Raw genomic sequence first — 16569 nt, forward strand, 5'->3', positions numbered from 1 at the left:
CCCAGCACCACCTCCGGCGCAGGAACCCACGAACGCCACAACCGGTACAAGGCCACCTCGAACGCGAACAACACCGGCTGCACCACACCCGTGTCGTCCACGCCACCGCCTGGCTCCCCGAGCAGTACCTCCCGCACCGAGAACGGCACGATCCCGTCGAACGCCCCGCACACCTCGTCCACCGCCGCCGCGAACACCGGGAACGCCTCATAGAGCCCACGCCCCACACCCGCACACCGCACGCCCTGACCCGTGAAGACCAGCGCGGTCCGTCCCGCGCCGCGCGCCACGGCGCCGGTCACCACGCCGGTGGGCTCGGGCTCGCCGGCCGCCACCGCGGCCAGGCCGGCCGACAGTTCCGCGGTGTCCCCGCCGAGGACCACCGCCCGGTGCGCCATCGCCGTACGCCCCGAGGCCAGCACGGCCGCCGCCTCGGCGGGCCGGGCCTGCGGGTGCTCATCGGCCCAGTCGCGCAGCCGGGCGGCCTGGGCCCGCAGCCCGGTCGCGGTGCGGGCGGAGACCAGCCACGGAACGGGCGCGCCCGGCTCCGGAAGGGTGTCCTGGTCGGCCGGTTCCGGGGCCTGTTCGATGATCACATGGGCGTTGGTGCCGCTGATCCCGAACGAGGACACCCCGGCCCGACGCGGCCGACCCGTCTCCGGCCACTCCACCGACTCCGCCAGCAGCTCGACCGCCCCCGCCGACCAGTCCACGTGCGGCGACGGCGCATCGACGTGCAGCGACTTCGGCAGCAGACCGTGCCGCAGCGCCATCACCATCTTGATCACACCCGCCACACCCGCCGCCGCCTGGGTGTGACCGATGTTCGACTTCACCGACCCCAGCCGCAGCGGTCGCTCGACCGGCCGGTCCTGGCCGTAGGTGGCCAGGATCGCCTGGGCCTCGATCGGGTCACCCAGCGTCGTGCCCGTCCCGTGCGCCTCCACCACGTCCACGTCCGACGGGGCCAGCCCCCCGCTCGCCAGCGCCGCCCGGATCACCCGCTCCTGCGAAGGACCGTTCGGCGCCGTCAGACCGTTCGACGCACCGTCCTGGTTCACCGCACTGCCCCGCACCACCGCCAGCACCCGGTGCCCGTTGCGCACCGCGTCCGACAGCCGCTCGACCAGCAGCAGGCCCACGCCCTCGCCCCAGCCGGTCCCGTCCGCCGCCGCCGCGAACGGCTTGCAGCGGCCGTCCGAGGCCAGCCCGCGCTGGCGGGCGAAGTCGACGAAGACGGCGGGTGTCGACATCACGGTCACCCCGCCCGCGAGCGCGAGGTCGCACTCGCCGGCGCGCAGCGCCTGGCAGGCCAGGTGCAGGGTGACCAGCGAGGACGAGCAGGCCGTGTCGACGGTCACCGCCGGGCCCTCCAGGCCGAGGGCGTAGGCCACCCGGCCCGAGGCGACGCTCCCGACGTTGCCGTTGCCGAGGTAGCCCTCCAGCTCGTCCGGCACCCGGTTCAGGCGGGTCGCGTAGTCGTAGTAGATCGCACCCGCGAACACACCCGTGCGGCTGCCGCGCAGCGACTCCGGGTCTATGCCCGCGTGCTCGACGGTCTCCCAGGAGGCTTCCAGCAGCAGGCGCTGCTGCGGGTCCATCGCCAGCGCCTCACGCGGCGAGATCCCGAAGAAGTCCGCGTCGAACTCGGCGGCGGCATCGACGAATCCGCCGGTCCGCACATAGGTGCTGCCCGGCCGCGAGGGATCGAGGTCGAAGATCCGGTCGATGTCCCAGCCGCGGTCGGCGGGGAAGTCGGTGAGGGCGTCGACTCCACCCGCGACGAGGTCCCACAGCTCCTGCGGGGAGGTCACCCCGCCCGGCAGCCGGCAGCCCATGCCGACGATGGCGATCGGCTCGTCCGCCGCCACCGGCACGGGCCGGGCGGACGCGGCCGCCGGGGCCGGGCCGTCGGCGAGCAGGTCGGCCAGGCGGCCGGCCAGCAGCCTCGGCGTCGGGTAGTCGAAGACCAGCGTCGCGGGCAGGCGCAGGCCGATCGCGCTGCTCAGCCGGTTGCGCAGTTCGAGCCCGGTGAGCGAGTCGAAGCCCAGCTCGCGGAACGCCCGGCTCTCCTCGATGCCGTCCTCGTCGCCGTGTCCGAGCACGGCGGCGGCGTGGGCGCACACGGTCCGCACCAGCAGCGGACGGCGCTCGGCCTCCGGCAGTCCCGCCAGGCGGGCCGCCAGGGCGCCCGACCGCGTCCTCGCCCCGGCCGCGGCGCCGCGGCGGCGGGACCCCCGGGCAAGCTCGCGCAGCAGCGCGGGTATCGCTTCGGCGTCGGCGCGGCGCAGCACGGCGAGGTCCATCCGGACCGGCATCAGCACGGCCTCGGCGCGGTTGGTCGCGGCTTCGAGGAGCGCGCAGCCCTGCTCGGCGGAGAGCGGCAGGACGCCGAGGCTCGTCATGCGCCGCCGGTCGGCCGCGCCGAGTCCCGCGGTCATCTCGCTGCCGTCGGCCCACCAGCCCCAGGCGAGCGAGGTCGCGGGCAGGCCGTGGGCGCGGCGGTGCCGGGCGAGGGCGTCGAGGTAGGCGTTGGCGGCGGCGTAGTTGCTCTGCCCGGGGTTGCCGATCAGACCGGCGGCCGAGGAGAACAGGACGAAGGCGTCCAGGTCCAGGTCACGGGTGGCCTGGTGGAGGTTCCACGCCGCGTCGGCCTTGGGGCGCAGCACGGCGGCCAGGCGTTCGGGCGTCATCGCCTGGACCACGCCGTCGTCGAGCACGCCGGCCGCGTGCACGACGGCGGTGAGCGGGTGCTCGGCGGGGATCGCGGCGAGCGCCCGGGCGAGGGCCTCGCGGTTGGCCGCGTCACAGGCCTCGATCCGCACCTCGGCGCCCAGCTCGGCGAGTTCGGCGGCCAGCGCGGGCGCCCCGGGGGCGTCCGCGCCGCGCCGGCTGAGCAGCAGCAGTCGGCGCACGCCGCGCTCGGCGACCAGGTGGCGGGCCAGCAGGGCGCCGAGGGTGCCGGTGCCGCCGGTGATCAGCACGGTGCCCTCGGGCGCGGGGGTGAAGCCGGTGTCCTCGGGGCGGGCGACGGCCCGGACCAGGCCGGGGACCAGCCCGGTGCCGCTGCGCAGCGCGAGCTGGCTCTCGCCCGAGGCGGCCTGCGCGAGCACGGCCTCCTCGGAGGTGTCGGCGTCGGCGTCGACCAGTGTGAAGCGTCCGGGGTGCTCGGCCTGCGCGGAGCGGACCAGGCCCCAGACGGCGGCCGAGGCGAGGTCGGTGATCCGCTCGTTCCCGTCGACCGCGACCGCGCCGGCGGTCAGCAGGACGAGGCGGGTGTCGGCGGTCCTGGGGTCGGCCAGCCAGCGGCCCAGCAGGCCGAGGACGCGCGCGGTGAGCTCGTGCGCCCGCGCGGGTTCCGGGTCGTCGGCGGAGGGGACGCGCACGAGGACGGCCTCCGGGAGCCGGGCCTCGGGGTCGTCGAGGAGCGCCGGGGCGTCGTCCAGGGCCACGGTCTCACCGGAGCCCGCGACGGCCTCGGACTCCGCTTCCTTCCAGCGGAGTTCGAAGAGGGAGTCGCGCAGCGGCGTGTCGGTGGTCCGCAGCAGTTCGGCGGACATGGGTCGGACGGCCACCGAGCCGATGGAGACGACCGCCCGGCCGTCCTCGTCGTGGGCGCTCAGCGAGATCGTGCCGGCCGCGCCCGCCACCAGTCGCACGCGCAGCGCGCGGCTGTGGCGGGTGTCCAGCCGGACGGCCGTCCAGGAGAAGGGCAGGCCCGCCTGGAGGGGCGCGTCCGAGTCCTCCCGGACCAGCATCGGGTGCATGGCGGCGTCGAGCAGGGCCGGGTGCAGCGTGAAGCGGTCGGCGTCGGCGCCGCCCTCGTCGGGGAGTTCGACCTCGGCGAACAGCTCGATGCCGCGCCGCCAGACCTGCCGCAGGCCCTGGAACAGCGGGCCGTAGTCGAAGCCCGCCGCCGCCGCGCGGTCGTAGAGGTCGTCCGCGTCGACCGGCCGGGCGCCGGGCGGGGGCCACTCTTCGGGCGCCGCCTCGTCGGCCGGGGCATCGGCGGGAGCGTCGGCCGGAGCCTCGGGAGCGGCGGCGAGCAGGCCGGTGGCGTGCCGGGTCCAGGGCTGGTCGGCGGGCGCATGCTCGGGCCGGGAGTGGATGCCGATCGCGCGGGCGCCGGACTCGTCCGGGTCCTCGACGGTGACCTGGATCCGGACGTCCTCGGTGTCGGACAGCACGAGCGGGGTGTGCAGGGTGAGTTCGTCGACCAGCGGGCTGCCGGCCTCGGCCCCCGCGCGCAGGGCGAGTTCGAGGAAGGCCGTGCCGGGGACGATGACGGTGCCGAGCACGGCGTGGTCGGCCAGCCACGGGTGGGTGGCGGCGGAGAGCCGGCCGGTCAGGACCGTCCCGGAGCCGTCCGCCAGCTCGACGGCGGCGCCCAGCACCGGGTGCTCCATGGCCGACTGGCCCCAGCCGACGCCGACGACGTCCGTGGGGTCGGGCTCGGCCCAGTAGCGGCGGTGCTGGAAGGCGTAGGTCGGCAGTTCGACGTGCCGACCGGTGGGGAGGAGGGTGGTCCAGTCGACGGGCAGGCCCGCGACGAAGGCGGCGGACAGCGCCGTCACCAGCCGCTCGGGGCCGCCCTCGTGGCGGCGCAGGGTCTCCAGCACCACGGCACCCGGGGTCTCCTCCAGCTGGTCCGCAACCGGAACGACCAGCCCCGGGTGCGGACTGCACTCCACGAACGTGGTGTGCCCCTCCGCCAGGGCCGCGCGCACCGCCATATCCAGACGGACCGTGCCACGCAGGTTGTCGAACCAGTACGAACCCGCCAGTTGATCCGGCTCCTCCACCGCTTCACCGGTCACCGTCGAGAACATCGCCACCCGGCCCGCCAACGGCGTGACACCCGACGACAGTTCAACGACCTCCTTGCGCACCGCGTCCATGTACGCCGAGTGCGAGGCGTAGTCCACCGGGATCCACCGCGCCCGGACGTCCTGGCGCTCGCAGTCGGCCACGACGGCCGACAGTGCCTCGATCTCACCGGAGAGCACCACACTCGACGGCCCGTTCACCGCCGCCAACGACAACCGCCCGTCCTCCGCAACGAGTTCGGACGCCCGATCGACCGGAAGGCCCACCGACAGCATCCCACCGCCCGTCACCCCGCGCAGCGCCCGGCTACGCAGCACCACCACCCGAACCGCATCCTCCAACGACAACAACCCCGCCACATGCGCGGCCGCGATCTCACCCTGCGAATGCCCGATCACCGCAGCCGGCCGAACCCCGCACGACTCCCACCACCGCGCCAGACCCACCATCACCGCGAACAACACCGGCTGCACCACATCCACCCGCTCCAGCAACCCGCCGGAGCCGTCCCGCAACACCTCCAGCAACGACCAGTCCGTCAGCGGGTCCATCACCCCCGCGCACTCCACGATCGCGGCGGCAAAAACCGGCGAAGCGTCCAGGAGTTCCACAGCCATCCCGGCCCACTGCGACCCCTGCCCCGGGAACACGAACACCGCACCCGAAACCCCCGACACGGCAACCGACCCGCCCTCGGCCAGGCCACCCAGCCCGTCCGCCAGCTCCGCCACCGTCCGACCGGCGACCACCACCCGGTGCTCGAACACCGTGCGGCCCGCCACCAGCGACCGGCCGACGTCCACCGGGTCGACCCCGGGACGGGCCTCCGTCCACGCGCGCAGCCGCTCCGCCTGCTCCCGCAGCGCCGCGTCCGACCGCGCCGACAGCACCCACGGCACCACCCCGCCGACCGCCTCGGCCGACGCCGGGACCTCCGCCTCCGACGCCTCCGGCGCCTCCTCCACCACCACGTGCGCATTGGTGCCGCTCGCACCGAACGACGAGACGGCGGCCCGGCGCGGCCGCTCCGAGCGCGGCCAGGCCACGGGCTCGGTCAGCAGCCGGACGTTGCCGGTCTCCCAGTCGATGTGCGGCGAGGGGGCGTCGATGTGCAGGGTGCGCGGCAGCTCCTGGTGCCGCAGCGCCATCACCGTCTTGATCACACCCGCCACACCCGCCGCCGCCTGGGTGTGACCGATGTTGGACTTCACCGAGCCGAGCCAGAGCGGCCGGTCCTCGGGGCGGCCCCGCCCGTAGGTGGCGAGCAGCGCCTGCGCCTCGATCGGGTCGCCCAGCGGGGTGCCCGTCCCGTGCGCCTCCACCGTATCCACGTCGCGCGCGGCCAGGCCGGCGGCCTCCAGGGCCTGCCGGATCACCCGCTCCTGCGACGGACCGTTCGGCGCCGTCAGGCCGTTGGACGCGCCGTCCTGGTTCACCGCGCTGCCCCGCACCACGGCGAGGACGGGGTGTCCGTTGCGGCGCGCGTCGGAGAGGCGCTCGACCACCAGCAGGCCCGCGCCGTCGGCGGGGCTGAAGCCGTCGGCGGCCGCCGAGAACGGCTTGCAGCGGCCGTCCGGAGCGAGGCCGCGCTGGCGGCTGAAGTTGACGAACGTCTCCGGGGTGCACATCACGGTGGCGCCGCCGGCGAGCGCGAGGTCGCACTCCCCCGAGCGCAGCGCGCCGACCGCCAGGTGCAGCGCGACCAGCGCCGAGGAGCACGCCGTGTCCACCGTCACCGCCGGCCCCTCCAGGCCGAGGACGTAGGACACCCGGCCGGCGAGCAGGCTGGCGGCGTTGGCCATGCCCAGCGTTCCGTCCCGGCCCTTGGCCGTCCGGGCGAGGACGGTGGTGTAGTCGAGCCAGTTGATCCCGGTGTACACCCCGGTGCGGCTGCCGCGCAGGGTGCTCGGGTCGATGCCGGAGCGCTCGACGGCCTCCCAGGAGATCTCCAGCAGCAGCCGCTGCTGCGGGTCCATCGCCAGCGCCTCGCGCGGCGAGATCCCGAAGAAGCCCGCGTCGAAGTCGGCGGCGTCGTAGAGGAACCCGCCCTCGCGGACGTACGCCGTGCCGGGGGCGTCGGGGTCGGGGTCGTACAGCGCCTCCAGGTCCCAGCCGCGGTCGGTCGGGAAGGCGCCGATGGCGTCGCCGCCGCCCGCCACGAACTCCCACAGCTGCTCCGGCGTCGACAGCCCGCCCGGGAAGCGACAGGCCATGCCCACGATCGCGATCGGCTCGCGGCCCTGCTCCTCCAGCTCCCGTACCCGCCGGTGCGCGTCGCGCGCGTCGGCGACGGCCCGCTTGAGGTAGGACCGCAGCTTCTCTTCCGACTCGGCCACGTCTACTCCGACTCCTCGATCAAACGTTCGCTGTCGCTGGTCTGGTGATGGTGCTGGCGCTGATGCAGGTGCTGGTGCTGGTGCCGGTCCGGCGGTGGGCCCGGGTGGATCGGCGACATCACTCGAACCCCTGGTCGACGAGGGAGAACAGCTCGTCGTCGGTGGCGGACCCGAGGTCGTCCGTGTCGCCGTCGTCGGCCCCGCCGTCCGGCGCCCCGCACAGCGCCAGCAGCTCGCGCAGGCGTTCGGCGATCCGGTCGCGGGCGCCGTCCTCGGCCAGGACCGCCGGCAGCGCCTCCTGCAGCCGGTCCAGGTCGGCGAGCACCGGGGTGGCCTCCGAGGAGTCCTCGGCGAGGCGCGCCAGCACATGGCCGGCCAGGCTCACCGGGTTCGGGAAGTCGAACACCAGGGTCGAGCGCAGGTGCACCCCGGTGGCGCGCATCAGGCGCTTCCGCAGTTCGACCGCCATCAGCGAGTCGAAGCCGACCTCCTTGAACGCCCGCTCGGGCCCGACCTCGTCGGCCCCCGGGTGTCCGAGGACGGCGGCCGCCAGGGTCCTGACGAAGGTGACCAGTTCGCGCTCCCGCTCCTTCTCGGAGAGGGCCGCCAGCCGCCGCCGCAGGGCGCCGGCGTCCGGGGTCCCGGGCGTCTCGGCCCCGCCGGCCGTACGGCGGGCCTCCAGGGCGCGGAGCAGGTGCCGCAGCGGAGCGCGAACGGCCTCCGGGCGGGTCCGCAGGACCGCGCGGTCGGGCCGGGCGAGCACCAGTCCGGGCCCGGCCGCACGCAGCGCCTCATCGAACAGGACGAGCGCCTCGGCCTCCGCCAACTCCAGCAGTCCTTCGTGGAGTTCGGCCTCGTAGCCATCGACCCCGACGGGGCCCCAGGCGAGCGCGGCGGCGGGCAGGCCGTCCGCGTGCCGGGCGGCCGCCAGCGCCTCCGTGAACGCGGCGGCCGCGGTGACGGCGGGCGGTTCGGGGGCGGCGCCGATCAGGCCGCTCGCCGGAGCGAGCGTCACGAGCACCGCGTCCCGATGCGCGGCCAGGAGTCCGGAGACGGCCAGGGCCGCTTCGACGTCCGGCTCCGCGTCGTCGCGGGCCGTGTCGGCCGCCGCGAGCAGCGCGCCGGCCACCCGGTGCCCGGCCGTGGCCGCCTCCAGCGCGGCGCGCAGGGCGCCGTGGTCGCCGGGGGCCCAGGTGACGACCTCGGCCCCGGCTCCCGCCTCGGCCAGCCGGTCCGCCAGTCGCCGGACAGCGCCGATGCCGGTGTCGTCACCCGTGCCACCGCCCGCCAGCAGGACCAGGCGGCGGACACCGTGGGCCGCGACCAGGTGTCCGGCCAGCGCGGCGGCCAGCGGGCCGTCCGCGCCGCTGATCAGCACCGTGCCGCCGTCCGCGCCCCACGGCTCCACCGCCGCGCGGTCGGCCGCCGCCTTGGCCAGCGACGGCGCGAGCAGCCGTCCGGCCCGCACGGCGAGCCGCGGTGCGCCGACGGACAGCGCCCGGGCCAGTGCGGCGGCGGAGGCCGGATCGCCGTCCAGGTCGGCCAGCAGGATCCGGTCCGGGTACGCGGCCTGGAGCGCGCACCCGGCGCCCCAGGCGGCCGCCCGGTCGGGGTCGGGCGCCCGGTCCCCGTCCCCGGTGAGGACGGCCTGCCGGGTCACCAGCAGGAGCCGGCTCTCCGCCAGCCCCGGTTCGGCCGCCCAGGCCGCGACCTGGTCCGCCGCGCGGGACAGTCGGCGGAGTGCTTCCGCGCCGGCCCGGTCGGTGCCCGGAGCGGCGGTGCCCGCGTCCACGGCGACCCGGTCCAGGTCGGTCACGGCGAGCACCACGGTGTCGGGCACCGGCGAACCGGCCGCGACGGCGGCGGCGAGGGCCACCGCGTCCGCGTACCGGTCCACCGCGGCGAAGCCCTCGATGGCGTCCGCCGCGCCGAGAACGGCGATCTGTCCGGGCGCACCGAGGCCCGGTGCGCCCTCGTCCCACTCCGCCCAGGTCATCCGCAGGAGCGCGTCCCGGTGCGCACCGCCGGCCGCGCGCAGTTGCTCGGCGGAGACCGGGCGCACGGTCAGCGACTCGACCACCGCGACCGGACGGCCCGCCGCGTCCGCGACGTGCATCGCCACCGCGCCCTCCCCTGCCGGGGTCAGCCGGACCCGCAGGCCGACCGGACCCGTGCCGGAGAAGCGGACACCGTGCCAGGAGAAGGCGACCCGGACGTCCTCGTCCTCGCCCGCGCCCACCCGCAGCGTCTGGACCCCCGCGTCGAGCAGGGCCGGGTGGACGGCGAAGCCGGCCGCCTCGCGCTCGTGCTCACCGGGGAGCGCGGCCTCGGCGAACAGCTCGTCCCCGCGCCGCCAGGCGGCCCGCAGGCCCCGGAAGGCGGGACCGTAGTCGACCCCGGAGGCCACCAGCCGCTCGTAGAAGTCGTCCACGTCCAACGGCGCGGCACCGGTCGGAGGCCAGCTCGCCCACGCGGGGTCGGCGTCGTCGACGTCCGGGCCCTCCACCAGCGTGCCCTCCGCGTGCCGGGTCCAGGGCTGGTCGGCGGGCGCGTGTTCGGGCCGGGAGTGGACGCCGATCGCCCGGGCGCCGGACTCGTCCGGCGCACCCACGACGACCTGGATCCGCAGGGCCTCGGAGTCCGGCAGGACGAGCGGGGTGTGCAGGGTCAGCTCCTCGACGGTGGGACTGCCCACCTCGCCGCCCGCCCAGGCCGCCAGCTCGACGAAGAGCGTCCCCGGCACGATCGCCGTGCCCAGGACGACGTGGTCGGCGAGCCACGGGTGAGCAGCGGCGGAAAGGCGACCGGTGAACAGCACGGTGCCGTCGTGGGCCGAGCTGACCGCCGCGCCCAGCAAGGGGTGCTCGGCCCAGGCCAGTCCGAGCCCGGCCGGATCGCCCGACCGGACGCCCTGGTCGAGCCAGTAGCGGCGGTGCTGGAAGGCGTAGGTCGGCAGGTCGACGTGCCGGCCGGTGGGGAGGAGGGTGGTCCAGTCGACGGGCAGGCCCGCGACGAAGGCGGCGGACAGCGCCGTCACCAGCCGCTCGGGGCCGCCCTCGTGGCGGCGCAGGGTCTCCAGCACCACGGCACCGGGAACTTCCTCCAGCTGGTCCGCAACCGGAACGACCAGCCCCGGGTGCGGACTGCACTCCACGAACGTGGTGTGGCCGGCCGCGACCGCGGACCGCACCGCCGCGTCCAGGCGAACCGTGCCGCGCAGGTTGTCGAACCAGTACGAACCCGCCAACTGGACCGGATCGGCGACCACTTCACCGGTCACCGTCGAGAACATCGCCACCCGGCCCGCCAACGGCGTCACACCCGACGACAGCTCGACGACCTCCTCGCGCACCGCGTCCATGTACGCCGAGTGCGAGGCGTAGTCCACCGGGATCCACCGCGCCCGGACGTCCTGGCGCTCGCAGTCGGCCACGACGGCCGACAGTGCCTCGATCTCACCGGAGAGCACCACGCTCGACGGCCCGTTCACCGCCGCCAGCGACAACCGCCCGTCCTCCGCAACGAGTTCGGACGCCCGATCGACCGGAAGGCCCACCGACAGCATCCCACCGCCCGTCACCCCCCGCAGCGCCCGGCTACGCAGCACCACCACCCGAACCGCATCCTCCAACGACAACAACCCCGCCACATGCGCGGCCGCGATCTCACCCTGCGAATGCCCGATAACCGCAGCCGGCCGCACCCCGCACGACTCCCACCACCGCGCCAGACCCACCATCACCGCGAACAACACCGGCTGCACCACATCCACCCGCTCCAGCAGCCCGCCGGAACCGTCCCGCAACACCTCCAGCAACGACCAGTCCGTCAGCGGGTCCATCACCCCCGCGCACTCCTCGATCGCGGCAGCGAACACCGGGCTCGAAAGCAGCAGTTCGGCCGCCATCCCGGCCCACTGCGACCCCTGCCCCGGGAACACGAACACCGCACCCGGCTCATCGGTCCGACCGGCCTCCGGCAGGGGCTCCGCCCCCCACTCTCCGAGCCGGTCCACGAGTTGGGCCAGATCCCGCCCGGACACCACCGCCCGGTGCTCGAACACCGCGCGGCCCGCCACCAGCGACCGGCCGACGTCCACCGGGTCGACCCCGGGATGCGCCACCGCCCACTCCCTCAGCCGCTCCGCCTGCCCCCGCAGCGCCGCGCCCGACCGCGCCGACAGCACCCACGGCACCACCCCGCCGACCGGCTCCGCCGCGACCGGGACCTCCGCCTCCGACGCCTCCCCCGCCTCCTCCAGCACCACGTGCGCGTTGGTGCCGCTGATCCCGAACGAGGACACCGCCGCCCGCCGCGCCCGGCCGGTCTCCGGCCACTCCACCGACTCGGTCAGCAGCTCGACCGCGCCCGCCGACCAGTCCACGTGCGAGGAGGGCGCGTCGACGTGCAGCGTCCTCGGCAGCAGACCGTGCCGCAGCGCCATCACCATCTTGATCACACCCGCCACACCCGCCGCCGCCTGGGCGTGGCCGATGTTGGACTTCACCGACCCCAGCCGCAGCGGCCGGTCCTCGGGACGGCCCTGCCCGTAGGTGGCCAGCAGCGCCTGCGCCTCGATCGGGTCACCCAGCGCCGTACCCGTCCCGTGCGCCTCCACCACGTCGACGTCCGCCGTGCCCAGGCCCGCGTTGGCGAGCGCCTGGCGGATCACCCGCTGCTGGGACGGCCCGTTGGGGGCGGACAGCCCGTTGGAGGCACCGTCCTGGTTCACCGCGCTGCCCCGCACCACGGCCAGCACCCGGTGCCCGTTGCGACGCGCGTCCGAGAGGCGCTCCAGCAGGACCAGGCCGACCCCCTCGCCGGCGCCCATGCCGTCGGCCGCCTCCGAGAAGGCCTTGCAGCGGCCGTCCGCGGACAGTCCGCGCTGGCGCGAGAACTCGACGAAGAACTCGGGCGTCGACATCACCGTCACCCCGCCCGCGAGCGCCAGGTCGCACTCCCCAGAGCGCAGCGCGTTCGCCGCCAGGTGCAGCGCGACCAGCGACGACGAGCACGCCGTGTCGATGCTGACCGCCGGGCCCTCCAGCCCCAACGAGTACGCGACCCGTCCGGAGGCGATGCTGCTCGCACTGCCGTAGCCGACGTAGCCCTCGACCTCCTCCGGGACGCGGTCGAGGCGTGAGCCGTAGTCGTTGTCGATGACGCCGGCGAAGATCCCGGTCCGGCTGCCGCGCAGCGAGGTCGGGTCGATCCCGGCCCGCTCGACCGCCTCCCAGGAGGCCTCCAGCAGCAGGCGCTGCTGCGGGTCCATCGCCAGCGCCTCGCGCGGCGAGATCCCGAAGAACTCGGCGTCGAAGTCGGCCACACCGGACAGGAACCCGCCCCGGCGCACATAGCTCTTCCCGGAGGCCTCCGGGTCGGGGTCGAAGAGCCCGGCCACGTCCCAGCCGCGGTCGCCCGGGAAGTCACCGATCGCGTCGCGGCCGGCGGTGACCAGCTCCCAGAGCTCCTGGGGCGAGCCCACCCCGCCGGGGAAGCGGCAGCCCATGCCGACGATCACGACCGGATCGCCGTCGGTGCCCGCACCGGCGGCCGGCACGGGCGCGGGTACCACCGCCGACCCGTCCGGTCCGGTGGCGCCGACCAGCCGTTCCAGGAGGTGGCCGGCGAGCCGGGCCGGGGTCGGGTGGTCGAAGACCAGGGTGGACGGCAGCCGCAGACCGGTGGCGTTGTTGAGCCGGTTGCGCAGCTCGACACCGGTCAGCGAGTCGAAGCCGAGCTCCTTGAAGGCCCGGGTGGCGTGCACGCCGTCGGCCGACCGGCGCCCCAGCGCGCCCGCGGCCTCGGTCCGGACGATCTCCAGCAGCGCCCGCTCGCGCTCGGCCGCCGCCATGGCGGCGATCCGGGCGGCCAGCGGGGCCTCGCCGGGCTGCCGGTCGCGGCCGCGGGTCGCCACGCCCAGCAGTTCGCCGAACAGCGCGGGTGCGATCGCCGCACGGGCGCGGATCGCCCGGAGGTCGAGGTGCGCGGGCACCAGGGTCGCGCCGGGTTCGGCGAGCGCGAGGTCGAACAGGCTCAGCGCCTCCTCGGCCGGCATCGCGACCGCGCCGGTCCGCGCCCACCGGGCGAGGTCGGCCTCGCTCAGCCGCCCGCCCATGCCCTGCGTCCCCGCCCACAGGCCCCAGGCGAGTGAGATCGCCGGCAGGCCGAGCGCACGGCGGTGCTGCGCCAGGCCGTCCAGGAAGGCGTTGGCGGCGGCGTAGTTGCCCTGGCCCGGGCCGCCGAAGGTGGTCGCTCCGGAGGAGAAGAGCACGAAGGCGGCGAGCTTGGCGTCCTGGGTGAGCTCGTGCAGGTGGTGGGCCCCGTCGGCCTTCGGTCGGAGCGACCGGTCCAGGTGGCCGTCCGTCAGGGTCTCGACCAGTCCGTCGTCGACGATGCCCGCGGTGTGGACCACGCCGGTCAGCGGGTGCTCGTCGGGCACCCGCGCCAGCGCCTCGGCCAGGGCGTCGCGGTCGGCGAGGTCGCAGGCCAGCAGGGTGGCCTCGGCGCCCAGCTCGGCGAGGTCGGCGAGCAGCGCGGCGGCGTCCGGCGCGGCGGGGCCGCGACGGGAGAGCAGCAGGAGCCGCCGCACGCCGTGGCCGGTCACCAGGTGCCGTGCCACGAGCGCGCCCAGACCGCCGGTGGCGCCGGTGACCAGCACCGTGCCCTCCGGGTCGAGCCCGCCATCGGCGGCCGGCGGCGGGGTCGCGCGGACCAGCCGGGGCACGAGCAACTTCCCCTCACGGAGGGCCAGTTGTGGTTCCGTAGCGGCGAGGGCCAGCGGCCACCGGGTGAGCGAGGCGTCGTCGCCGTCGAGGTCGATCAGGAGGAAGCGGCCGGGGTGCTCCGACTGCGCCGAGCGCACCAGGCCCCAGACGGCGGCGGCCGCGACGTCGGCGACCGGCTCGTCCGCGCGGGCGGCGAGCGCACCGGTGGTCGCGACGACCAGGCGGGCACCGTCGAAGCGGTCCTCCGCCAGCCAGGCCTGGAGCAGGCCGAGCACCGACCCCAGCAGCCTGCGGGTCCGGGCGGGGACGTCCTCCCCGGCCTCGGGCGCCACCGGGAGCCGCAGCACGACCGTGGCGGGCACCGGACCGTCGGCCTCCGCGGCCGCGGCCAGGTCGTCGAACAGGGCGGCCGGACGGTGCTCCTCGGCCGGGCGCGCGGCCAGGCCGGGCAAGGCCGCACCGGCCGGGCCGAGCAGGGCCCACGACGGCACCTCCGCCGGGCCGGGCTCGACCACCCGCCACTCCACCCGGAACAGGGCGTCCCGGTGCGACGGACCGGCCGGGCGCAGCTGCTCCGCCGTGACCGGACGGACGGTGAGCGCCGCCACCGACGCCACGCCCGCCCCCGCGTCGTCCGCCAGGTGCAGCGACACCGCGTCGGCCCCGGTGGGCGCCAGCCGGACCCGCAGGCGGGAGGTGCCCGCCGGCGGCCTCGGCCCGGCGGCCGACCGGACGCCGCGCCAGGCGAAGGCCACCCGTGCCCCGGCCGCCGGGTCGGCGGCCTCCTCCTGCCCGACCTGGCCGCGGGCCGCCGCCAACGCGTGGAGGGCGGCGTCCAGCAGGGCGGGGTGCAGCTCGAAGCGGTCGGTCTGCGCGTCGGCCTCGGCGGGGAGTTCGACCTCGGCGAAGAGCTCGTCGCCGCGCCGCCAGGCGGCCCGCAGACCCTGGAACACCGGGCCGTAGTCGAAGCCGGCGGCGCCCAGCCGCTCGTACGCGCCCTCGGTCGCGACGGGTGCGGAACCCGGCGGCGGCCAGGCGGTGAGGTCCGGCGCGCCGATCTCGGCCCGGTCGTCCGGGACGACCAGCGTGCCGGTGGCGTGCCGGGTCCAGGGCTGGTCGGCGGGCGCGTGCTCGGGCCGGGAGTGGATGGCGATCGCCCGGGCGCCGGACTCGTCCGGAGCGCCGACGGAGACCTGGAGCTGAACGCCGCCCGTCTCGGGCAGCACCAGGGGTGCGGGCAGGGCGAGTTCCTCGATCTCGCCGTGGCCGACCCGGTCTCCGGCCCGCAGGGCGAGCTCCACGAACAGCGTGCCGGGGACGATGACGGTGCCGAGCACGGCGTGGTCGGCCAGCCACGGGTGAGTGACGGTGGAGAGCCGGCCGGTCAGGACCGTCCCGGAGCCGTCCGCCAGCTCGACGGCGGCACCCAGCACCGGGTGGTCGACGGCGAGTTGGCCGCGGCCTGCACCGGAGGACCCCGTGTCGGCGGCTGTCACCCAGTAGCGCTCGCGCTGGAAGGGGTAGGTCGGCAGGTCGGCCTGAGGGCCGGTGGGGAGGAGGGTGGTCCAGTCGACGGGCAGGCCCGCGACGAAGGCGGCGGACAGCGCCGTCACCAGCCGCTCGGGGCCGCCCTCGTGGCGGCGCAGGGTCTCCAGCACCACGGCACCCGGGACCTCCTCCAGCTGGTCCGCGACCGGAACGACCAATCCGGGGTGCGGACTGCACTCCACGAACGTGGTGTGCCCCTCCGCGAGGGCCGCGCGCACCGCCGCGTCCAGGCGGACGGTGCCGCGCAGGTTGTCGAACCAGTACGAACCCGCCAGTTGATCCGGCTCCTCCACCGCTTCGCCGGTCACCGTCGAGAACATCGCCACCCGGCCCGCCAACGGCGTCACACCCGACGACAGTTCAACGACCTCGTCACGCACCGCGTCCATGTACGCCGAGTGCGAGGCGTAGTCCACCGGGATCCACCGCGCCCGCACCCCGTCGCGCTCACACCCCTCGACCACGGCCGACAGTGCCTCGATCTCACCGGAGAGCACCACACTCGACGGCCCGTTCACCGCCGCCAACGACAACCGCCCGTCCTCCGCGACGAGTTCGGACGCCCGCTCCGCGCCGACGCCGACCGACAGCATTCCGCCACCCGTCACCCCCCGCAGCGCCCGGCTACGCAGCACCACCACCCGAACCGCATCCTCCAACGACAACAACCCCGCCACATGCGCAGCCGCGATCTCACCCTGCGAATGCCCGATCACCGCAGCCGGCCGCACCCCACACGACTCCCACCACCGCGCCAGACCCACCATCACCGCGAACAACACCGGCTGCACCACATCCACCCGCTCCAGCAACGCACCGGAACCGTCCCGCAACACCTCCAGCAACGACCAGTCCGTCAGCGGGTCCATCACCCCCGCGCACTCCTCGATCGCGGCGGCGAACACCGGGCTCGAAAGCAGCAGTTCGGCCGCCATACCGGCCCACTGCGACCCCTGCCCCGGGAACACGAACACCGCACCCGACCCCGACGCGGCAACCGACTCACCGTCGGCCACCCCGCCGAGCCCGGCCACGAGCTCCGCCACCGTCCGACCGGCGACCACCACCCGGTGCTCCAGCGCCGCCCGACCCGAGGCCAGCGTCCGCGCCACCCCCACCGGATCGGCCTC

The 16569-nt window shown here is 75.9% G+C and carries 2 protein-coding genes; both read right to left on the reverse strand.

All coding sequences use genetic code 11. The features are described from left to right. A partial coding sequence (locus tag ACFVFS_RS38435) for a type I polyketide synthase (RefSeq protein ID WP_380629661.1) occupies window positions 1–7163 on the reverse strand: 7163 nt, incomplete at its 3' end. Window positions 7164–7281: 118 nt separating this feature from the next. Continuing rightward, window positions 7282–16551, reverse strand: a complete 9270-nt coding sequence (locus ACFVFS_RS38440) for an SDR family NAD(P)-dependent oxidoreductase (RefSeq protein ID WP_380629662.1) — start codon at window positions 16549–16551, stop codon at window positions 7282–7284. Window positions 16552–16569 lie beyond the last annotated feature (18 nt).

The organism is Kitasatospora sp. NPDC057692 (assembly GCF_042799475.1).
In the GTDB taxonomy this organism is placed as follows: Bacteria; Actinomycetota; Actinomycetes; order Streptomycetales; family Streptomycetaceae; genus Kitasatospora.